Source organism: Nocardia sp. JMUB6875 (assembly GCF_041154655.1).
In the GTDB taxonomy this organism is placed as follows: Bacteria; Actinomycetota; Actinomycetes; order Mycobacteriales; family Mycobacteriaceae; genus Nocardia.
Genome location: NZ_BAAFGR010000016.1, coordinates 1 through 20119 on the forward strand (window position 1 = coordinate 1; position 20119 = coordinate 20119).

The window sequence follows — 20119 nt, forward strand, 5'->3', positions numbered from 1 at the left end:
GGTGCCGTCGACGATCAGGTCGTACTGGCGGAACAGCTCGATCGCGTTGTCGGGCTCGAGGCGAATCTTGTGCAGCTCCACGGTGATTCCGGAGTTGATCTCCAGGATCGAATCGCGGGCGCTGTCCGCCTTGGAACGGCCGATATCGGATTCGCCGTGGATGATCTGGCGCTGCAGGTTCGAGGCGTCGACCTCGTCGAACTCGACGATGCCCAGGGTGCCCACGCCCGCGGCGGCCAGGTACAGCAGCGCCGGGGAACCGAGGCCGCCCGCGCCGATGACCAGCACGCGCGCGTTCTTCAAACGTTTCTGCCCGACCGTGCCCAGGTCAGGGATGATCAGGTGGCGGCTGTAGCGGGCGACCTCGTCGCGGGTCAGCTCCGCCGCCGGCTCCACCAGGGGCGGCAGGGAGGGATGCGATGACACGTCTTCGGACTCCTCAATCGAATTCGCCGGATACTCGCGGCCACTTCTGCAACACCGGGCCAGGCGGCGTTCTTCCCCCAGCCTAATTCCCGATCGCGACCCGGACCGACCTGGGTTACAGCCAGGCCGGGAGGTTGAAGAAGCGGAACAGGTCGGGGTCGTGGAAGAGGTCCATGCGGGCGATGCCGTCGGTGTCGAAGGTGAGGATGTGCAGGTTGGCGGCGACGAAGACGCCGTCGCGGCGGGCGTAGGCGGCCAGGGCCGGGCGGTCGTTGGCGCGGGTGGGGAGCAGGCGGAAGCCCTCGTCGCGGTCGAAGATCCGGGACAGGAAGGCGGTGATCGCCTGGCGGCCGTCGAACCAGGCCAGGAACGGCGGCATCTGGAGCATGGCGTCGTCGCGCAGGATGCGCTTGAGGGCGTCGATGTCCATCGTCTCGAATGCTTCGACGTAGCGCTGTAGCAGTTCGCGCTGCTCCTCGTCGCCGAGTTCGGCGGGAGCCGCGGGTATCTCCGACAGCTGCGCGTGCGCCCGCTGCAGCGCGCTGTTGACGGCCGCGGTGCTGGTCTCGAGCAGCCCGGCCACCTCGTTCGCCCGCAAGGCCAGCACATCGCGCAGGATCAGCACCGCTCGCTGCAGCGGCGGCAGGTGTTGCAGCGCCGCCACGAACGCCAGCCGCACGCTCTCCCGGGCCGCCACCACCGCGGCCGGATCGCCATCACCCAGCAACGCGTCGGGAAACGGCTCCAGCCAAGGCAATTCGGGCGACTTCTCGAACCGCCCCGGCCCCAGCACCGGATTCGGCTCCGCCAGATCCACCGGCAACGCCCGCCGCTCCGCCGTCTTCAACGCCGTCAGACACACATTCGTGGCGATCCGATACAGCCACGTCCGAATCGAAGCCCGTTGCGGGTCATACGATCCCGCCGCCTTCCAAGCCCGAACCTGAATCTCCTGCACCAGATCCTCCGCATCATGCAGCGACCCGGTCATCCGATAGCAGTAAGCCAGCAATTCCGAACGATGCGATTCAGCGACGGCGACCACGTCGTCGACAACAGCGGTCATCCCACCTTGCTAGCACGCCCCCACCCCACCGTCGAGCGATGAGTTTTGGCGGGGCGGTGAGTACGTATCTGCGACACCCGGAATCACTCGAAAGGTCGATTTCATGACCACGCATCAACGGTGGACGCTGGCGCTCGCTTCGATGGCGTCCTTGATGGTGGGGCTCGACGCGCTTGTCGTGACCACCGCGCTCAATACGATTCGCGTCAAGCTCGGGGCCTCGTTGGAGGCGCTGGGGTGGACGCTCAACTCATACACGCTCGCACTGGCCGTGCTGCTGTTGACGGCGGCGGTGCTGGGCGATCGGTTCGGGCGGAGGAATCTGCTCGTGGCGGGGCTGGCGTTGTTCACGGCGGCGTCGGCGGCATGTGCGCTGTGCACCGATATCGGGTGGCTGATCGCGGCACGAGGGGTGCAGGGCGTGGGGGCGGCGATGATCATGCCCGCGTCGTTCGCACTGGTGGGCGTGGCCTTCCCGCCTGAGCAAAGGGGCAGGGCCATGGGCATTTTCGCGGGGATCATCGGGCTGGCCATTCTCGGCGGGCCGGTGGTCGGCGGGGCGGTCGTGCAGGGGCTGACCTGGGAGTGGATCTTCTGGTTGAACGTGCCGATCGGCGTGGCGCTGATTCCGCTGGTGCGGCGGTTCGTGGCCGAAAGCACCGGGCCCGCACGGCCGGTCGACGTGCTCGGCGTGGTGCTGTCGGGGCTCGGTGTGCTGGGACTGGTGATCGGGCTGGTGCGCGGCAACACCAGCGGCTGGACCAGTGCCGAGGTGCTGGGCGGGTTGATCGGCGGGGCGGTGCTACTGGCGGTCTTCGTCGGGTGGGAGTTGCGGGCCCGCGCGCCGATGATTCCCATGGGGCTGTTCACGCATCGCGCGTTCAGCGCCGCCAATCTGGCCGGACTGCTCATGACCGCGGCGCTGTTCGGCACGGCGTTCTTCTTCGCCCAGTATCTGCAGGCCGGACTGCACAACAGTCCGCTCGGGTCCGGGCTGCGGCTGCTGCCCTGGACGGCAACGCTTTTCGTGGTCGCGCCGATCTCCGGCACGTACATGAGCCGGATCGGGGAGCGACGTCTGGTCGTGGGCGGGCTCGCGCTCTCGGCGGCCGGATTCGCGTGGATCGCGGTGGCGGCGGGCACCGGGGCCGGATATCCCGCGCTGATCGCGCCCATGCTGCTGGCCGGAGTCGGCATCTCGGCCGCCATGCCCGCCGTGCAGAACTCGGCCATCAGCTCGGTCGGCCCCGAATCCATCGGCACCGCCTCGGGCATCTACAACGCCACCCGCCAGCTCGGCGGCAGCCTCGGAATCGCGGTCACCTCGGCGGTTTTCACCGTCGCGGGCGGCTACACCTCGACCGCGGCCGTCCAGCACGGCTTCCGCGCCGCGATCCTCGCCGCGGCGGCCTGCGCGGGCCTCGGCGCGCTCACGGGACTGGGTGTGCTTGCGCGGCAGCGGGTTTCCATCGAACCCGCCGCGGAACCGGTGACCGTCGCGACGGCGTGACCCCTCCCCCACGATTCCGGCGCGCCACCCCGGCGCGCCGGAATCTCGGCGATTCAGCCGCGCGGGTAGGGCCAGGGGTTGAAGCGGCAGGTTTTGCCGTCCATGGGGACGACGCCCTCCGGATCCAGCTTCGCGATGTCGTTGTTCTTGATGCCGAAGGTCTGCTGCATCATGACCGGGGCCAGGCCGCCGTCGATCTCGCAGGGCTGGTGCTCGTGGTAGCCGATGGCGTGGCCGACCTCGTGGTTGATCTGATACTGCCGGTAGGAGCCGACGTCGCCCTCGTCCGACAGCGCGCCGCGCACCCAGCGCACCTGCGAGAGCAGCACGCGGCCGAGATCGGCGTTGTAGCAGGAGGAGTCGACCGGGATCTCGAATCCGCAGGCCTTGCGGGTGGTGTCACGCGAGGTGAGCGAGATGCGGAAGTCCGGATTGCCGGTATCGATGCGGCGGAAGGCGAAGCGCGGATCATGGGTCCAGGACTTGGGATTGGCCAGCGTCGCGTCGATCATCTTGCCGATGGCGTCATCGCCGCCCAGACTCGCGGTGTCCACGCCGTCCTCCACCTCGACGGTGTAGTTGAAGACGTGCTCGGAGCCGGTGCCCACCTGCCCGGTCGTCCCCGGCACCACATGCCAGGTGTCCTTGCCGGTGTCGGTGTACGCGCCGCCCGCGGGCACCGCGCCGGAGGGCAGGTCCGCGGCGTACTTCCCGTCGCCGCGCGGCGCGCCGCCGATGATGCCGCTGGGCTTGTCGGTGTGCTCGCTGAAATGTCCGAAGCCGGGGAGGCCGGTATCGCTGTCGCCGGTGTGGCGCAGGGCGTCCACGGCCACCACGATAGTGATCACCAGCAGCACCGGCAGCGCGTAGGCGCGCCAGCCGTAGGTGTTCACGAAACGCCCGATCGGGCTCTGCTTCTTGGTCTCGCGGTCGGGACGCTGCCGGTTCGGGCCGTCGGCGGGCGGGGCGGTGGGATCCCAGCGCGCCCGCAGGGGTTGATGCGAGTCGGGTCCTTGCGAAGTCGGCGATACCGACGGGCCGGTCTGCGGTGTGCCGCTGTCGGAATACAAACCGAGCGGATCGTAGATCGGCCCGGTGGGTCTTCCCCGTCGCTTGGAACCGGCGGCCCGCGGCGCACCGGCAGCCACGGGACGGCGTGTATCCCGCCCGCTGGAATTGCTGCCCCCATGGTCGGTCACGTCTGACAGACTCTCACAGCGCGGGCTCGAGCACGCGGGCGCCATCGGGGCCGCTCGTATTGCTGCGAGATATCTCACGGTAATGCGGCAGATCTCACAAATCGGAACATGTGCTACACAGTTGTGATCGGCCTCGCATAATCGACGCCACAATATTCGGAACCTGGATCGGCACCGGCCCCCCGAGCGAGTATCGTTCGGTGGATACCGCCCGGTGACATCCTTCCCGCCGGGAATCAACTGGGAGATCGGAATGACTGACCTCGTGGACCGGATGACTTCGCACCGCATGTCATCCGAGGCGACGAGCAAGCGCGGCACCCGCCTGCCTCGCGAGGCACGCCGGGCGCAGCTACTCGCCGCAGCCAGCGAGGTGTTCGTCCAACGCGGCTATCACGCCGCGGGCATGGACGAGATCTCGCAGTGCGCCGGTGTGAGCAAACCAGTGCTCTACCAGCACTTCTCGAGCAAGCTCGAGCTGTACCTGGCGGTGCTGCAGAACTATGTCGACGCGCTGGTGTCCAGCGTGCGCCAGGCGCTGCGCTCCACCACCGACAACAAGCAGCGCGTGCGCGCCGCCGTGCAGGCCTACTTCGATTTCGTCGATCACGAAACCCAGGGCTTCCGACTGGTTTTCGAATCCGATCTGACCAATGAGCCGCAGGTCCAGCGCCGGGTCGAGCAGGCCACCGAGGCGTGCGTGGACGCGGTCTTCGACCTGGTCGCCCACGATTCGGGGCTGGATCCCTACCGCGCCCGCGTTTTGGCCGTCGGCCTGGTGGGCGCGAGCCAGCTGAGCGCGCGCTACTGGCTCGAGGCGGATCGTCCGATTCCGAAGGATGACGCGGTGGATACCACCGTCGCGCTGTGCTGGGGTGGACTCAAGCACGTGCCGCTGCATCCGATCGATTGAGAGCACCCGATTGATTGAGAGAAATTCTCTCTCGCGCAATCAAATAGAAATTGCCCCGCCGAGTTGCTCGGCGGGGCAATTTCTTTCGTTCGAAAGATTAGACGGCAGCGAAGCCGACGCGACCCGAGGACGGGGTGCCGATCTCGACGTAGGCGACCTTGGAAGCCTGAATCAGGAACTTGCGTCCCTTCTCGTCGGTCAGCGCCACGACGCCGCCCTCGCCCGACAGCGCGCCGGTGACGAGCGCCTCGACCTCAGCCGGGGTCTGCGAGCTGTTGATGATGAGCTCACGCGGGCTATCCGAAATGCCGATCTTGACCTCCACGGCCAACCTCCGAACCTAGAGTCCTGTGATGTCTTTGATCAGGTTAGTGGAGCCGGAACCAGGCCCGGCCGCCACCGCCTGCGCTGTCAGCGAACAAGTACGGGAGCGCCGGTCTCACCCGGGCGGGGGCGATCTCAGCCCAGGCCGAGCACCCGCATGCGCTCGGCGTGGCTGTTCTGCATGTGCTCGAACAGCGTCGCGATCCCGTTCAGGTCGCCGGTGGCGGTGAGCACCAGCTCGGTGAGCTCGTCGCGCTGCGCCATCACGTACTGCGCCTGGGTGATGGCCTCGCCCAGCAGGCGGCGGCCCCACAGCGCGAGCCGGTCGCGCTCGGAGCGGTTCTGCGCGACCGCGGTCCGCACCTCCTCGATGACGAACTCGGAGTGGCTGGTCTCGGCCAGCACATCGCGCACCACGTCGGCGACCTCGGGAGCCAGGGCGCCGGCGATCTCGGTGTAGAAGTCGGCTGCGATGCCGTCGCCGACGTAGAACTTCACCATCGACTCCAGCCAGGTGGAGGGGTCGGTGGAGGCGTGATAGGCGTCCAGGGCGCGCACGAAGGGGGCCATGGCGTCGAAGACGTCCACGCCGCGATCGGCGAGCGCCTGTTCGAGGGTCTTGAAGTGTTCGGACTCGTTGCCCGCCATCTTGGCGACGGCCACCTTGCCGCGCAGCGTGGGCGACAGCTTGGCCTCTTCGGCGAGCCGGTAGAAGGCGGAGATTTCGCCGTAGGCCAGAACGGCGAACAGATCGGTGACGCCGGGGTGTTCGGCGGAGATACGACCGTCAGCGGACGCTGCGAAAGGGGCTCCCATGAGACCCCACCCTAGCGGCAGAAAATGACGGGCATTCACCCATCGGACCAACCGTATGGGGCGTACGCTCGAAAAGTTCGAATGGCCTTGTGCCACTTAGTTATTCACAAACCTACCGGTCGACTCGGGGCTCCCGGCAGGTATCCGACACCGCGGAGTTCACCATGCCCACCGCAATCCAGAACCTCATCGTCCTCGGCGACAGCCTCTCCGACATCGGCAACAAACGCGAGACCCCCGCGGGAATGTTCGCCCGCGCGGCGGGATTGATGCGCACCAACGAGGCCGGCCGCTACAGCGACGGCAAGAACTGGACCGACTTCCTCGTCGAATGGATGGGCGGCGAACCGCTGATCCGCGGCGACCTGAAGCAGACCGACTACGCGACCCTGCCGCATCGCAGCCTGTCCAAGGATTCGCTGGTGCTGCGCACCGATTTCGGCGATCTGCCCCCGGTGCGCTACGCCAATTTCGCCGAAGGCGGCGCGATCGCGTCCTCGGACTGGCCCAAACGCCCCAAAGAAGGGGCGCTCGGATTCTTGAAAGAGCAGGTCGATCGTTATATTCGCCATCGCCGCGAGATGGGCGCGGCCTACACCGGCGAGACCCTGCACATCATCTGGATCGGCCTGAACGACATCGTCACCGCGAAGCGGCCGGACGGCATGGATTTGGATGCGCAAGCCGCCACGACCCACGACCCCGTGACCAAGGTGCCCGATGTGAATACCGCCGGAACCGGCGTCGCGCCGATCGTCGCGGAGATCAATGCCGAGGTGAACCGGATCGCGGACGAATTCGGCCCGGCGCACGAGCACTTCATCCTGATCGACCTGCCCGACCCCCGCGTATCGGTCCGATTCCAGGAGCGGATCGCGGACAAGGGCGAGGGCGTGGCCGCGAAGGAGGTGCGCATGGTGGCCCGATTCAACGAGTTGCTGGCCCTGCTGACCGCGCACTGGCCCGCCACCGAATCCCAGACTCCCGCAGTGTCGTTCAGCGCCGAGAAGAAGGCCGCCAAGGCCAATGCGGGGCACCGGGTGCCCGACGGTCCGAAGTCGTCGTTCGGCGCCGCCGAGGTGACCCCGATCGGCGGCGCCGATCCCGCCAAGATCACCCTGGTGCGTATGTCCGACTGGATGCGGGTGGTCGGCGAGAAGCCGGACGTCTTCCGCCTGAAGCCGCTTCCGCAACGCCACGGCCCGGTGAGGTACCTCGGCGCGCAGGAGCCGATGCCCGATCCGGAACTGCGCCGCGCGCTGACCACCAGCGATCTGGCCCATCCGACCGAGGCGGTCTACGAGCTCATCGGACGGCAGATCGTGGATACCGCGCTGGCGAAGGGCTACCGGATCGGACGGCTCACCACCGAGTCCTGGCCCGACCAGCGGCCCTTCCGCGGGATTCCCGGACTCTGAACGGGATTCCCGCCTCGGGCGGGCCGTCCGTCAGGCGAGGTCGCGCAGGAACTTGTCCAGGTACGTCCACGTGGTGTCGCGGGCGATGAGAATGCCGAGGTGAGAACCGGGTGCGGTCTCGTACCGCACCTCCTGCGACCCCGTCAGCGTCTCGAGGCCGTGCTTCACCGCGGCGGCCGCGGTGATGGCGTCGTTGGGGCCGCCGACCAGCAGCACCGGCTGGGTGATGTCGGCCAGGGCGATGGCCCGATCACCAAGGTGCACAACGCCTTTGCCGATGTCGTTGGCGAGAATGAAACGGCCCCACAGCTGGTTGTAGAAGCGCCCCGGATAGCCCGGCAGCGCGTTCTGGAACCGGTCGATGGTCTCCATCCGCGCCAGCGTCGCGGTATCGGTGAGATTGCTGGCAATGAAGAAGGGGCGCTTGAGTTCTCGATCCCAGGCGGTGGCGCGGTAGGCGATCCGGGTCACGCGCGAGGAGACCCCGCCGATCGCGCGAATGGCCGCGGTCGTGGTGCGGCCGCCGTCGATCCGGGCCAGCGCGCGGAGTTCGCGCGCGCCGAACATGTGGTCGTAGCTCAGGGGTGCGCCGACCGCCGTGATGGAACGGATGGGCAGCGTCTGGTCGGCCGCCGCCGTGAGCAGGGCCAGGACGCCGCCGATGGACCAGCCCACCAGATCGACCGGGCGCCCGCCGCGATCGGCCGACACCTGGCGGATGGCCTCGGGCAGGATGTCGTCGATCCAGGTCTCGAAGCCCATGCGGCGGTCCTCGAAACCGATCTCGCCGTAGTCGACCAGGTAGGGCGCGCGGCCGGAGTCCAGCAGGAAGCGGGCCAGGCTCTGATCCGGGCGCAGATCGAAGCAGAAGGCGGGCGCGGCCAGCGGCGGCACCAGCAGCACGGCCGGATCGTCGTCGCCCGCGCCGTCGTAGCGGCGCAGTTCGCGGTGCGGCGCGTCCGACAACACCGTCGAGGGTGTCGGTTCGGGGGCCTCGATGCCCTCGCCGAAGGTCAGCGCCCACAGGTTCTGGGCGGCGGTGGAAACGGTGTCTGCCAAGCTCACGGCACAACCTTCGCAGATAGTGGTACACGGCGTATCACACATGTGAGCAACTCAACTGTCCGCAAGATCGCCGACACGGCAGCCCCCGGACGAATTATGCTGCGCCGCAATCATTAACGGCAATGCGAAACCCCGGATCAGCCCGCCTTTTCCGGCGATATGCGCGCCGACCAGCGCAATAACGCCGCACATTAGCGGTGCCGGAAATCAGGGCGAAGGCCGTATCACGCTACAATCTCCGCGGACGGCGGAAATTCACGCCCGTAGTCCAGGAAAATGTGCGCGCACTCCGATCCGCAGCACTGCACCGCCGCGCCAGGTCGACGCCCATCCACCGGAGAGGCATCCCAGCAGCGGCGAGAACTCGGATCAAGTGGTCGTCGCGGACCGTCCGGGTCCGCCCCACGCCTCGTGCGCGCGAGACGCGATAACGAGGAAAGGCAAGAACCTGAGCAAGATCACCGTAGAGCAGGAACCCGGCGTGGCCGACACACTGCTGACCGCAGAACTCGACGACACCCACCTCGCTCCCTCTTTCGCCGAATTGGGCGTACGGCCGGAAATCGTCCGGGCCCTCGCCGAGATCGGCATCGAACGCACTTTCGCCATTCAGGAACTCACCCTGCCGCTCGCGCTGGCCGGTGAGGACCTCATCGGCCAGGCCCGCACCGGTATGGGCAAGACCTTCGGCTTCGGTGTGCCGCTGCTGCACCGCATCGCCACCGGCGACTCCGGCACCATGACCCTCGACGGCACCCCGCGCGCGCTGATCATCGTGCCGACGCGCGAGCTGTGCATGCAGGTCACCGCGGACCTGGAGAACGCCAGCAAGTACCTGAAGGACGAGACCGGCACCAAGGTCCGGGTGCACGCCATCTACGGCGGCCGCCCCTACGACACGCAGATCGCGGCGCTGCGCTCCGGCGTCGACGTGGTCGTCGGCACCCCCGGCCGCCTGCTGGACCTGGCGCAGCAGAACCACCTGATCCTGGGCAAGGTCCAGGTGCTGGTGCTCGACGAGGCCGACGAAATGCTCGACCTGGGCTTCCTGCCCGATATCGAGCGCATCCTCAATATGGTTCCCGAGCAGCGCCAGACCATGCTGTTCTCGGCCACCATGCCGGGCCCGATCATCACCCTGGCCCGCACCTTCCTGAGCCGGCCGACGCACATTCGCGCCGAGGAGCATCACGAGTCCGCGGTGCACGACCGGATCCAGCAGCTCATCTACCGGGCGCACGCGCTGGACAAGAGCGAGCTGGTGGCCCGCATCCTGCAGGCCGAATCCCGTGGCGCCACAATGATTTTCGCGCGCACCAAGCGGACCGCGCAGAAGGTCGCCGACGATCTGGCCGAGCGCGGCTTCGCGGTCGGCGCGGTGCACGGCGACCTCGGGCAGATCGCCCGTGAGAAGGCGCTCAAGAAGTTCCGCGAGGGCAAGATCGACGTGCTGGTCGCCACCGACGTGGCCGCCCGCGGCATCGATATCGACGACGTCACCCACGTCATCAACTACCAGTGCCCGGAGGACGAGAAGACCTACGTGCACCGCATCGGCCGCACCGGCCGCGCGGGCAAGACCGGCGTCGCGGTCACCCTGGTCGACTGGGACGAGCTGCACCGCTGGGCATCGATCGACAAGGCCCTCGAGCTCGGCATCCCGGAGCCGGTGGAGACCTACTCGCGCTCCCCGCACCTGTACGCGGAACTCGGCATCCCCGAGGGCATCACCGGCGTCATCCGCAAGCGCCCGGCCGCGCGCGATGAGGACGCCGTCGTCGTCGAGCGCGAGGCCCGCGCCCCGCGCAGCCGCAACCGCCGCCGCACCCGCGGTGGCCAGGCCGTCGAGGGCGAGGCCGCCGCCTCGACCACCACTGTCACCGAAACCGTTGCGACCGAAGGCGATTCGACCGGCGATCCGGAGAAGTCCGGCCGCCGTCGCCGCCGCCGTCGCCGCGGCAAGGGCGGCAACACCCCGGTGGAGGCCGCGGCCAACACCACCGAGGCCGAGGTCGAAAACGACGGGCCCGCAACGGTTTCCGACGAATCCCCGGCGGCAGAGAACGGCAACGGCTCGCAGGAGAACGGCAACGGCTCGCGCCGCAACCGCACTCGCAACCGCCGCGGCCGTGGCTCCGCCGAGACGACCGGTTCCACAGAGGCCACCGAGGCCGTGCAGGCCCCGCAGACCATCGCGCCGGGTCAGCTGTTCTCGCACAGTGAATCCCCCGTGACGAGCACCGCCGCACCGGTCGAGGCGGTCACCGCCGAGCCGGTCGCCGCCGAGGCCGCCGCGGACGCGACCGCTCCGGCGGCCGCCGAGGCAGCCCCGCGCAAGCGCACCCGCAAGGCCACCAAGGCCAAGGCCGCGGCCACCGAAACCGCCCCGGCGGAATCGGCTGCCGCCGAGGGTGATTCGGCCGAGCCGGTGCTGAAGGCCCCGCGCAAGCGCGCTGCCAAGGCGGCGACCGAGGAGGCCGCCGGTACCGAGGCTGTCGCCGCGGAGGAAGCTCCGAAGAAGACGACCCGCAAGCGTGCCACCAAGGCCGCGAGCAAGGTCGAGGCGACCGACGGCGCCGCCGAAGTGGTTGTGGAAGCCGCCGAGGCCCCGAAGGCCCCGGCCCGCAAGCGCACTCGCAAGGCGGTCGCCACCACCGACGCCGCCGATGCCGTGAACGGCGCCGCCGATGCGGAGCCCGCTCCGAAGAAGCGCGTCCGCAAGGCGACCAAGGCCACGGTCGGCGGTAAAGCCGCCGCGGCCGAGGAGGCCACCGCCGCAAACGGTTCCGGCGAGGCGGCCGACGCCGCGCCGGTGAAGCGGACGCGGCGCAAGAAGGTCGAGGCCGCGGTGATCGTGGCCGACGACGCGGTCGCCGCCTCGGCGTAGCCGCACGGATCGGCTACTCTCGCTGTCGTGCTCGCACCCGAGCGGCGGACGCGCGCCGATATTCTCACCGCTGTCGCGATCGCCGCTCTGGTGGCGATCGCGACATTGGTGGTGGTGCTGACCAGCAGTGTGCGCGGTACCCACGCGGAGACCGCCACCGTCGATCTGCCCGCGCCCACCACCGGCGGCACGGTGCCCACCCAGGTCAAGGAACTGTGGCGGCAGCCGGATGCGGCGGCCATGCGCTCGCTCGTGGTGGCGGGGGTGGCCGTGACCGCGGACGGCGGCACCGTCACCGGTCGCGATCCGCGCAGCGGTGCGGCGGTGTGGTCCTATCGGCGGGATCTGCCGCTGTGCTCGGTGGAGGTCCAGTTCGGAACCGTCATCGCGACCTACCGCGACGATCGCGGCTGCAGCGAGACCACATTGCTGAACTCCCAGAACGGTTCCCGGGTGGCGGCGCGGTCCAGCTACATGGACAAGCAGATCACCCTCTGGCCCGACGGCACCTATGTGCTCGCCCTCGGCGACAACCGCTTGGAGATGTGGCGCTCGGACATGGTCCGCACCCTCGAATACGGCTACGTCGACGCCCCGGTGAATCCGCACACCCAGCCGCGCACCGACTGTCGCCTGCTCTCGGCCTCCTCCGCGCCCAGCCGGGTGGCGGTGCTGGAGCGCTGCCCCAAGGATTCCGCCGACCGGCTGACCGTCCTCAATCCCGCGCCCAAGGACGGCACGGTGCCCGAGGAGTACAGCTCGCACGTGCTCAACGAGGCCGGCGGCGCGGTGGACGGCGCGCGCGTGATAGCGGTGTCCGACAGCCGGATCGCGCTCTACCTGCCCGGTACCCAGACCACCCCGCCGGTGCTGACCATCTACGACGTCAACGGCAATCTGCTTGCCACCCATCAGCTTTCGGCCCCGCTGGCCGACGACGCCATGGTGGCCCGGCTGTCCACCGGGTTCTTCGTCTTCACCGGCGAGAACCTGATCGCCCTCAACGCCACCACCCTCGACCCGCTGTGGGGTACCCAGCGCGTGCTCGGCACGCCCGCGTTCATGGCCGGGCAGCTGCTGGTCCCGGTGGCCGACGGCCTGGCCGTGCTGGATCCCAATACCGGCGCGCAGACCAGCCGAATCCCGCTGCAGCGCAGCGACTATCACAACGAGCCCATCTCGCTGGCGGTCTCGGGCAATATCTTCCTGGAGCGCCGCGGCGGCCAGGTCTACGGCGTCGGCGGACCCACGCCCTGACCCGTCCGGCATGATCGTTGCCATGAGCGGTGGCGAATTCCGGCTGGTATTGCTGCGACACGGGGAGACGGAATGGTCGGCCGCGCGCCGCCACACCGGCCGCACCGACTGCCCGCTCACCGAACTCGGCGAGGCGCAGGCCCGCGCCGCCGGAAAACTGCTGTCCTACTTGGACTTGCGCAACCCGCTGGTGCTGACCAGCCCCCGGCAGCGCGCGGTACACACCGCCGAACTGGCCGGACTGCACGGGGCCGTCATCGACGACGACCTCGTCGAATGGGACTACGGCGACTACGAGGGACTGACCACACCCGAGATCCAGAAAGTGTCCCCCGGCTGGACCATCTGGACCGGCGAGACCCCCGGCGGCGAGACCGCCGACCAGGTCCGCAAGCGCGCCGACCACGTGCTGGCGACCGCCATTCCCGAGCTCGCCACCCGCGATGTGGTGCTGGTCGGCCACGGCCACTTCTCCCGCGCGCTCATCGCCCGCTGGTGCGAATTCGACGTCACCGAGGGCCGCCGATTCTTCATGTCCACCGCCGCGGTTACCGTCCTAGGACACGATCACCAGGCGCGAACCGTGCTGAAGCACAACCTGGTCGCGCCGCTCGACCCGCAAGGAGCCGCACAATGATCCGCCGCGCCACCCCCGCCGACATCCCGGCGCTCGTGGAGCTGGTCTACGACCTGGCCGAATACGAGAAGCTGCGCGAGGAGTGCACGCTCACCGCCGAACAGCTGGAGCAAGCCCTGTTCGGCCCGAAGGCGGCGGCGTACGCGCATGTCGCCGAGACCGATCGGGGCATCGTCGGCTGCGCGATCTGGTTCCTGAACTTCTCCACCTGGAAGGGCGTGCACGGGATCTTCCTGGAGGACCTCTACGTCAAGCCGGAGGCCCGCGGCACCGGCCTGGGCAAGAGCCTGCTCGCGGCGCTGGCGCGGGAGTGCGTGGAGCAGGGCTACGCCCGCTTCGAATGGTCGGTGCTGAAGTGGAACACCCCGTCGATCGACTTCTACGAGTCGATCGGGGCGGAGAACCAGCACGAGTGGACCGGTTACCGGCTGACCGGTGACGCGCTCAAGCGGCTGGCGACGCACGCGGACGACTGAACCGATCTGAAAAGCGCCCGCTCACCGGAAGGTGGGCGGGCGACCAAAAATCCGTCTCCAGGCCACTGAGCCGCCATTACGGCCCTTCGCAGCCCGGTCGCTACTCGGCCGAGCCGTACCCCGCGGCCATCCACTTGTTCGACGCGGGCGCGAACAACGCCCCCAGCGCACCCAACGCCAGCAACACCAGCGGCGCACCGAACTCGGGCCGGTCCGAGGTGAACATGTAGTACGCGACGCCCAGCAGCAGCAATTGCGTCAGGGTCGCGATGGCCCGCCCCCACCGCTTCCCGCGCATCAGCCCGATCCCGGCCGCGAGCACCGCGCCGCCCAGGATGGCCGCGTACCCGGCGGTGAGATAGCTGTTCTTCGCGTTCTGCGCCGACCCGTTCAGACCCACGATGATCAGCACGACCATCGCGACCAGGCCCAGGGCACCCTCCAGGGCGACCAGCGCGCCCGCCACGCGCACCGTGGTCGGCACGGTCTCGATGTCCGCCGACTTCTGCTCGCCACTGTTCTGCTCAGCCACCCGCTCAGCCTACGACCGTGCGTCGTTGCCGAATTCCGGACCCGCCCACCCGCATTCGATCGACGCCGGGCGGTCGTGTCGCGCCGGACCTCGATAGGCTGCGGGGGTGCGGACGCTGCTGATCGTGAACCCGAATGCCACTTCGACCACTCGGTCCACTCGGGATCTGCTCGCTCACGCACTGGAAAGCCGCACCCAGCTGACCGTTCGGCAGACCGAGCACCGGGGGCACGCCGCGGAGCTCGCGCGCTGGGCGGCCGACACCCGGATGGACCTGATCGTGGTGCACGGCGGGGACGGCACCGTGAACGAGACCATCAACGGCTTCCTCCCGCTGCCGGGTCAGCCGCAGCGCGAATGGCTGCCGCGGCTCGGCGTCATTCCGGGCGGCTCGGCGAATGTGTTCGCGCGCTCGCTGGGCATCGAGCCGGATCCGGTGACCGCCACCAATCAGCTCATCGATCTGCTCTCCGACGACGCGGACCGCCGCATCGGTCTGGGCGTCGCCGACGATCGCTGGTTCTGCTTCAGCGCGGGCGTCGGCCTGGACGCCGATGTGTGCGAGGCGATCGACGACAAACGCGCGAACGGCAAGGCCGCCACGCCCGCTCGTTATCTGCGCACCACGGTCAAGCAGTTCTTCCGCGCGAAACGCCATGCCCCGCAAGTGACCCTGAACATTCCAGGTCACGAACCGGTCACGGAGGTGCATTACGCATTCGTGACCAATGCCAGTCCCTGGACTTATCTCGACAACACGCCCGTGGTCACCAACCCCGGCACCAGCTTCGAATCGGGTCTCGGGGTGTTTGCCATGCGCACCATGGGCGTCATGCCGACCCTCATGATCGCGCGGCAGTTGCTGTCCGCCCAGGGGGATCCCAAGGGCCACAAATTGTTTCGCGAGGACGACGTTCCGGCCGTCACCATCACGGCGGAGGAACCGATCGGCTTGCAAATCGACGGCGACTTCATCGGTCGACGCAACATGGTGAATTTCACAGCCGTCCCGGATATCCTCGATGTGGTCGCGCCGAAGCCCTAGCCGGTTCGACACACCTGAGAAACCTAGCTGTTGCGCTGCGAAAACCCGCTCGACCGAGTACAAATGACACGGCGGACCCCCATGTAGGGGTCTTACAGCGTGAGCTTCCCCACGGTGCACCAGGTATCTATTGACATCTACGGTGTTCGTGAAAGCATTCACAAGCAACCGTGCGGAAACATTCGAGTCGCACAAGTGAACGGACCACAAACCCGAAGGGCAGCGCCATGCGCGCGCCCTAGCAAAGGAGCAGAGGAATGGACTGGCGCCACAAGGCCATCTGTCGCGACGAGGACCCCGAGCTGTTCTTCCCGGTGGGAAACAGTGGTCCGGCGCTCGCGCAGATTGCCGATGCCAAGCTGGTCTGCGCTCGCTGCCCCGTCACCGCTGACTGCCTGTCCTGGGCCCTGAAGTCGGGCCAGGATGCCGGCGTGTGGGGTGGTATGAGTGAAGACGAGCGCCGCGCGCTCAAGCGTCGCAACGCGCGTACGCGAACCCGCACCGTCGTCTAACCAGCAAAGACGGCAGGCGTTACGGCCCATCCCAGCCTCGGGGCCGCAACGTAATTCGGCCCGGCACCAATACAGGTGCCGGGCTTAAGTGTGTAAAGAGCGGAATTCTCGATCAACGGGATTCCCTCTTTTCGAACGAAAGTTCGGGCGCAGATTTTTCACTACGCCCGAACTCATGCGTCAGGCTTTATATTTCAGCGGGCGGAGCGGCGGCCCAAAGGAACTCGCAGGACCGCGTCGGTGCCGACATCGGCGCCGGGGTGAAGTCCGATCGAGCCGCCCAATTCGGCCGTGACCAGTGTGCGGACAATTTGCAGGCCCAACCGGTCGGAGGCTTCCAGGCTGAAACCGTCCGGCAAACCGCGGCCGTCGTCGCTGATGATGACGTCGAGCCAGCGGGCCGAACGCTCGGAACGGATTGTGACCGTACCGTTCTCGCCGGCGTCGAAGGCGTGCTCGATGGCGTTCTGCACCAGCTCGGTCAGCACCATGACCAGCGGCGTCGCGCGTTCGGCGGAGAAGACGCCGAGCGATCCGGCGCGGCGCACCTTGATCCGGGCGGTGTGGACGGTCGCCACATCGGCCATTATCGGCAGCAGGCGGTCCACCACCTCGTCCAGATCGACCTCTTCGTCAACCGACATGGACAACATTTCGTGCACCGAGGCGATGGAGGTGACGCGGCGGACCGATTCGGTCAAAGCCAGTCGCGCCTCCTCGTTTTCGGTCCGGCGCGCCTGCAGCCGCAACAGCGCGGCCACCGTCTGCAGGTTGTTCTTCACCCGGTGGTGGATCTCGCGAATGGTCGCGTCCTTGGACAGCAGCGCACGGTCGCGCCGCTTCACCTCGGTGACATCGCGGACCAGCACCGCGGCCCCGGCCAGCTCACCGTGCGGGCGCAGCACCAGGGTGCGCAGCAGCACGGTCGCGCCGCGGGCCTCGACTTCCATTCGGCGACCGGCCTTTCCGGCCAGGGCCGCCTGGATATCGCCGACCACCTCCTGCGCGTCGAACGGGTCGGTGATGAGCGAGCGCGTGGTCAGCGCCAGATCCTGGCCGACCAGATCGTTCTGCAGACCCATGCGGTGATAGGCCGAGAGCGCGTTGGGGCTGGCGTAGACGACGGTGCCCTCGGTGTCGAGGCGGATGAAACCGTCACCGGCGCGCGGGCTGGAATGCGAACCGGTGCGGTCCTCGAGCGCGGGCCAGGTGCCGTCGGCGACCATCTGGCACAGGTCGTCCGCGCAGGACATGTAGGCGATCTCCAGGCTGGATCGCATCTTGCGGCGCTGGGTGTCGGTATCGCGGCCGAGCACCGCGATGATGTCGTCGCCGATGCGCACCGGAATCGCCTCGCGCATGGCGTGCACCGGATGCGGGTGATAGACGCCGGTGAGGGCGGTATCGGTCTCGGTGCGGGCGATGTCGGCGTTCATCAGGGCCTCGAACACCTGCGGATTCGCCTCTTTGGTGGCAAGGGTGCCGACCAGATCCTCCGGATGCACGGTGGGCGCGGTGGTGGGGCGGCACTGCGAGACGCACACCACCTCCGCGCCCTCGGCGACCGGTCCGGTCCCCACCCACAGCAGCAGATCCGCGAAGGACAGATCCGCCAGCAGCTGCCAGTCCCCCACCACCCGCTGCAAATGATCGACGGCCGCACCCGGTAGATCCGTGTGCTCGGCCAGTAGCTCACTCAGTGTCGACATTCACCCACACTCCTCGGTTCCCACGTCGGGTGTATGTTCCCACGCGGTACGGGCAAGGTGCGTCAGCAGCAGGTCGGGGGCTGTGATCGGGCCGGGTCGAATCAGGAGATGGTGGCGATCAGATCGCCCGGCTGCAGGACGTCGCCGGGCTTGACGTTGATCGAGGCGACGATGCCGGCGCCCTCGACGATGACCGGGATCTCCATCTTCATGGACTCGAGCATCACGACCGGGTCGTCGGCCTTTACCGCGTCACCGACGGCGACCAGGATCTCCTGCACCGTCGACACCATCTCGGCCTTCACTTCCTCAGCCATGTACACCTCTCGCGTTCGAGTGACCCGTAGCCCCTGAAGGTACAGCCAACCACACGTGAAAGAATGGCTGCCGACTGAAGGGAGATTACCTATGGGTAAGCGTGGACGTAAGAAGCGTGGCCGCAAGAAGAATGCGGCCAACCACGGCAAGCGGCCTAACGCCTGAGCTGCCGTAACTGGCTCGAAAAATGTTGAGCGGCACCGCTTCCCGCACGGGAAGGGTGCCGCTCAGCTGTATCCGGGATACGTTATTCGGCCGCTTCGGTCCGGGTCTCGACCGCGGTGTAGCTGGTCCGGATCTCCATGGTCAGGCGCTGCCGGAGGGAATCCGGGGCGCGGTCGCCGCCGCACTTGCGGTTGAGCAGCGACTTGAGCTTCTCCTCGAGACCGTAGGCCTCGATGCACGGCGAGCAACGGTCGATGTGCGCGCGCAGGCGGTCCTTCACGGCCGCGTCGCACTCGTTGTCCAGGAGCAGCCAGACATCGGCCAGCACAGCCGAGCAGTCCAGATCATCCATGTCGTCGCTCACTGGGTTACCTCCTCACGAGCCGCGTCGCTACCCGATCGATTGAAGCCTCGTTCCCGCGCCACATCGGCCAGCAGACCCTTGAGCTGCTTGCGCCCGCGGTGCAGTCGGGACATGACGGTACCAATGGGAGTGCCCATGATTTCGGCGATTTCCTTGTACGGGAAGCCCTCCACATCGGCGTAGTACACCGCCATCCGGAATTCCTCCGGAAGCTCCTGCAGAGCGGCCTTGATGTCGTCGTCCGGCAGCGCTTCCAGGGCCTCCATCTCCGCCGAGCGCAGACCGGTGGAGGTGTGCTCGGCGGTGGAGGCCAGCTGCCAGTCGGTGATCTCGTCGGTCGGATACTGCGCGGGCTGGCGCTGCTTCTTCCGATACGAGTTGATGTAGGTGTTGGTGAGGATGCGGTACAGCCAGGCCCGCAGATTGGTGCCCTCGCGGAAGGACTTGAATCCCTGGTACGCCTTGGCGAAGGTCTCCTGCACCAAGTCCTCGGCATCGGCCGGGTTGCGGGTCATGCGCAACGCGGCGCCGTAGAGCTGATCCAGCAGCGGGAGCGCGTCACGCTCGAACCGCGCGGCCAGTTCCGCGACGGATTCGGTGCTCCTGGCACCGGATTCGTCCACTTCGTCGTAATCGACCGTTTGATCGTCACCGGCGTCGATGCCCTCGCTGTCCGAGTCGTCATCACGCAGGCGATCGACCATCTCGTCGTCGCTCGTCACGCTAATCCCTTCGATCGCCGTAGCAATTGAATCTACCGCGAACAGGGATTCGACCAGGAAACCGGCCGGGCGCTCTTCGACCAAAACGGTCACCGACTCCTCCTTCGTGAATGCGCGTACCGCATGCAACAGACACCGCCCCCGCCCTGTTCCCAGCACGGATAATCCGGTTGCGTTCGGTGATTAGGGTGAGCCCATGGCTGCTGCTTCGACCCCCGCGATCAAGGCCCTGGTGCAGGCGAAGGTTGATCATCGGGTACACGCGTATACCCATGACCCGCGCAGTGATTCGTATGGAGCGGAGGCGGTCGAGGCGCTGGCGGATCAGCTCGGGGTCACCGCCGGGCAGATCTTCAAGACGCTGGTGATCGAGCTGGGTTCGGGCGGGCTCGCGGTGGCCGTGCTGCCGGTGCCGACGAAGCTGTCGTTGAAGGCGGCGGCCGCGGCGCTCGGCGGCGGGAAGGCCGCCATGGCCGACAAGACGAAGGCCGAACGCACGACGGGCTATGTGCTGGGCGGGGTGTCGCCGCTTGGCCAGAAGAAGAAGCTGCCGACGGTCGTCGACGAGTCGGCGCTCGGGTTCGACCGGATCCTGTGCAGTGCGGGCAAGCGCGGGCTCGAGATCGAGCTCGCCCCCGCTGACCTGGTACGACTCACGAATGCGGTGACCGCGCCCGTCGCCTCCGCCTGAGAGCGGAGACACAACCTCCGGAAATCCCTTGCCAAAGCACAACCGTGCGGGAATACTTGCGTCGTAC

The 20119-nt window shown here is 67.7% G+C and carries 20 protein-coding genes and 1 pseudogene; 10 read left to right on the forward strand and 11 right to left on the reverse strand.

Going from position 1 to position 20119, the window contains the following annotated elements; all coding sequences use genetic code 11:
* Both ACAM49_RS06425 and ACAM49_RS06430 read right to left on the reverse strand, forming a co-directional pair.
* Positions 1–426 (reverse strand): ThiF family adenylyltransferase (locus ACAM49_RS06425; RefSeq protein WP_369634521.1); only part of this gene is annotated, 426 nt, incomplete at its 3' end.
* A gap of 115 nt (positions 427–541) precedes the next feature.
* The gene (locus tag ACAM49_RS06430; protein WP_369634522.1) at positions 542–1492 is read right to left on the reverse strand and encodes a sigma-70 family RNA polymerase sigma factor; all 951 of its coding nucleotides are present in this window, start codon (positions 1490–1492) and stop codon (positions 542–544) included.
* Positions 1493–1595: 103 nt separating this feature from the next.
* Between ACAM49_RS06430 and ACAM49_RS06435 the strand changes: the two genes are divergently transcribed.
* Positions 1596–3002, forward strand: a complete 1407-nt coding sequence (locus ACAM49_RS06435) for a DHA2 family efflux MFS transporter permease subunit (RefSeq protein WP_369634523.1) — start codon at positions 1596–1598, stop codon at positions 3000–3002.
* A gap of 53 nt (positions 3003–3055) precedes the next feature.
* Here the strand turns inward: ACAM49_RS06435 and ACAM49_RS06440 are convergent, their stop codons facing one another.
* Positions 3056–4201 carry a DUF3152 domain-containing protein gene (locus tag ACAM49_RS06440; protein WP_369634524.1) on the reverse strand — a complete coding sequence of 382 codons (1146 nt, stop codon included), beginning with the start codon at positions 4199–4201 and terminating at the stop codon, positions 3056–3058.
* A gap of 253 nt (positions 4202–4454) precedes the next feature.
* Between ACAM49_RS06440 and ACAM49_RS06445 the strand changes: the two genes are divergently transcribed.
* Positions 4455–5114, forward strand: a complete 660-nt coding sequence (locus ACAM49_RS06445; protein ID WP_326306650.1) for a TetR/AcrR family transcriptional regulator — start codon at positions 4455–4457, stop codon at positions 5112–5114.
* Positions 5115–5211: 97 nt separating this feature from the next.
* Here the strand turns inward: ACAM49_RS06445 and ACAM49_RS06450 are convergent, their stop codons facing one another.
* Both ACAM49_RS06450 and ACAM49_RS06455 read right to left on the reverse strand, forming a co-directional pair.
* Entirely contained in the window at positions 5212–5439 is a 228-nt protein-coding gene (locus tag ACAM49_RS06450; RefSeq protein WP_040811831.1) for a DUF3107 domain-containing protein, read from the reverse strand.
* A gap of 134 nt (positions 5440–5573) precedes the next feature.
* Positions 5574–6254: a ferritin-like fold-containing protein gene (locus ACAM49_RS06455; RefSeq protein ID WP_040811833.1), complete on the reverse strand. Its 681-nt coding sequence runs from the start codon at positions 6252–6254 to the stop codon at positions 5574–5576.
* 164 nt (positions 6255–6418) lie between these two features.
* Between ACAM49_RS06455 and ACAM49_RS06460 the strand changes: the two genes are divergently transcribed.
* Complete coding sequence (locus tag ACAM49_RS06460) at positions 6419–7672, forward strand: SGNH/GDSL hydrolase family protein (RefSeq protein WP_369634525.1); 1254 nt, start codon at positions 6419–6421, stop codon at positions 7670–7672.
* Positions 7673–7702: 30 nt separating this feature from the next.
* Here ACAM49_RS06460 and ACAM49_RS06465 read toward each other — a convergent pair whose 3' ends face one another.
* On the reverse strand, positions 7703–8737 hold the full coding sequence (locus tag ACAM49_RS06465) for an alpha/beta fold hydrolase (RefSeq protein ID WP_369634526.1): 1035 nt from the start codon (positions 8735–8737) through the stop codon (positions 7703–7705).
* Positions 8738–9164: 427 nt separating this feature from the next.
* Between ACAM49_RS06465 and ACAM49_RS06470 the strand changes: the two are divergent.
* The 4 genes and pseudogenes from ACAM49_RS06470 to ACAM49_RS06485 form a co-directional block, all read left to right on the forward strand.
* Positions 9165–10577: pseudogene (locus ACAM49_RS06470) on the forward strand (DEAD/DEAH box helicase); the annotation flags it as partial.
* A gap of 1074 nt (positions 10578–11651) precedes the next feature.
* Positions 11652–12881 carry a PQQ-binding-like beta-propeller repeat protein gene (locus ACAM49_RS06475; protein ID WP_369634527.1) on the forward strand — a complete coding sequence of 410 codons (1230 nt, stop codon included), beginning with the start codon at positions 11652–11654 and terminating at the stop codon, positions 12879–12881.
* A gap of 22 nt (positions 12882–12903) precedes the next feature.
* Positions 12904–13518 carry an acid phosphatase gene (locus ACAM49_RS06480; RefSeq protein ID WP_369634528.1) on the forward strand — a complete coding sequence of 205 codons (615 nt, stop codon included), beginning with the start codon at positions 12904–12906 and terminating at the stop codon, positions 13516–13518.
* The gene (locus tag ACAM49_RS06485) at positions 13515–13994 is read left to right on the forward strand and encodes an N-acetyltransferase family protein (RefSeq protein WP_369634529.1); all 480 of its coding nucleotides are present in this window, start codon (positions 13515–13517) and stop codon (positions 13992–13994) included. The genes ACAM49_RS06480 and ACAM49_RS06485 overlap by 4 nt, the downstream gene beginning before the upstream one ends.
* 100 nt (positions 13995–14094) lie before the next feature.
* Here ACAM49_RS06485 and ACAM49_RS06490 read toward each other — a convergent pair whose 3' ends face one another.
* The gene (locus ACAM49_RS06490) at positions 14095–14526 is read right to left on the reverse strand and encodes a hypothetical protein (RefSeq protein ID WP_369634530.1); all 432 of its coding nucleotides are present in this window, start codon (positions 14524–14526) and stop codon (positions 14095–14097) included.
* Positions 14527–14632: 106 nt separating this feature from the next.
* Here ACAM49_RS06490 and ACAM49_RS06495 point away from each other — a divergent pair, with 106 nt between their 5' ends.
* Both ACAM49_RS06495 and ACAM49_RS06500 read left to right on the forward strand, forming a co-directional pair.
* A complete protein-coding gene (locus ACAM49_RS06495) occupies positions 14633–15571 on the forward strand; it encodes a diacylglycerol kinase family protein (RefSeq protein WP_369634531.1) in 939 nt (312 codons plus the stop codon).
* Between the two features lie 257 nt (positions 15572–15828).
* A complete protein-coding gene (locus ACAM49_RS06500) occupies positions 15829–16083 on the forward strand; it encodes a WhiB family transcriptional regulator (protein ID WP_011211115.1) in 255 nt (84 codons plus the stop codon).
* A gap of 194 nt (positions 16084–16277) precedes the next feature.
* Here ACAM49_RS06500 and ACAM49_RS06505 read toward each other — a convergent pair whose 3' ends face one another.
* From ACAM49_RS06505 to ACAM49_RS06520, 4 genes are all read right to left on the reverse strand, one after another.
* On the reverse strand, positions 16278–17792 hold the full coding sequence (locus ACAM49_RS06505; protein ID WP_040811802.1) for a sensor histidine kinase: 1515 nt from the start codon (positions 17790–17792) through the stop codon (positions 16278–16280).
* Positions 17793–17893: 101 nt separating this feature from the next.
* Complete coding sequence (locus ACAM49_RS06510; RefSeq protein WP_369634532.1) at positions 17894–18109, reverse strand: biotin/lipoyl-binding carrier protein; 216 nt, start codon at positions 18107–18109, stop codon at positions 17894–17896.
* A 248-nt stretch (positions 18110–18357) separates the two neighbouring features.
* Positions 18358–18627 carry a mycothiol system anti-sigma-R factor gene (gene rsrA, locus ACAM49_RS06515; RefSeq protein WP_369634574.1) on the reverse strand — a complete coding sequence of 90 codons (270 nt, stop codon included), beginning with the start codon at positions 18625–18627 and terminating at the stop codon, positions 18358–18360.
* Between the two features lie 8 nt (positions 18628–18635).
* Positions 18636–19361 (reverse strand): sigma-70 family RNA polymerase sigma factor, encoded by a 726-nt coding sequence (locus tag ACAM49_RS06520; RefSeq protein ID WP_369634533.1) that lies wholly within the window; start codon positions 19359–19361, stop codon positions 18636–18638.
* Between the two features lie 196 nt (positions 19362–19557).
* On the opposite strand from ACAM49_RS06520, the gene ybaK reads away from it, so the two are divergent.
* Complete coding sequence (gene ybaK, locus ACAM49_RS06525; RefSeq protein WP_369634534.1) at positions 19558–20052, forward strand: Cys-tRNA(Pro) deacylase; 495 nt, start codon at positions 19558–19560, stop codon at positions 20050–20052.
* Positions 20053–20119 lie beyond the last annotated feature (67 nt).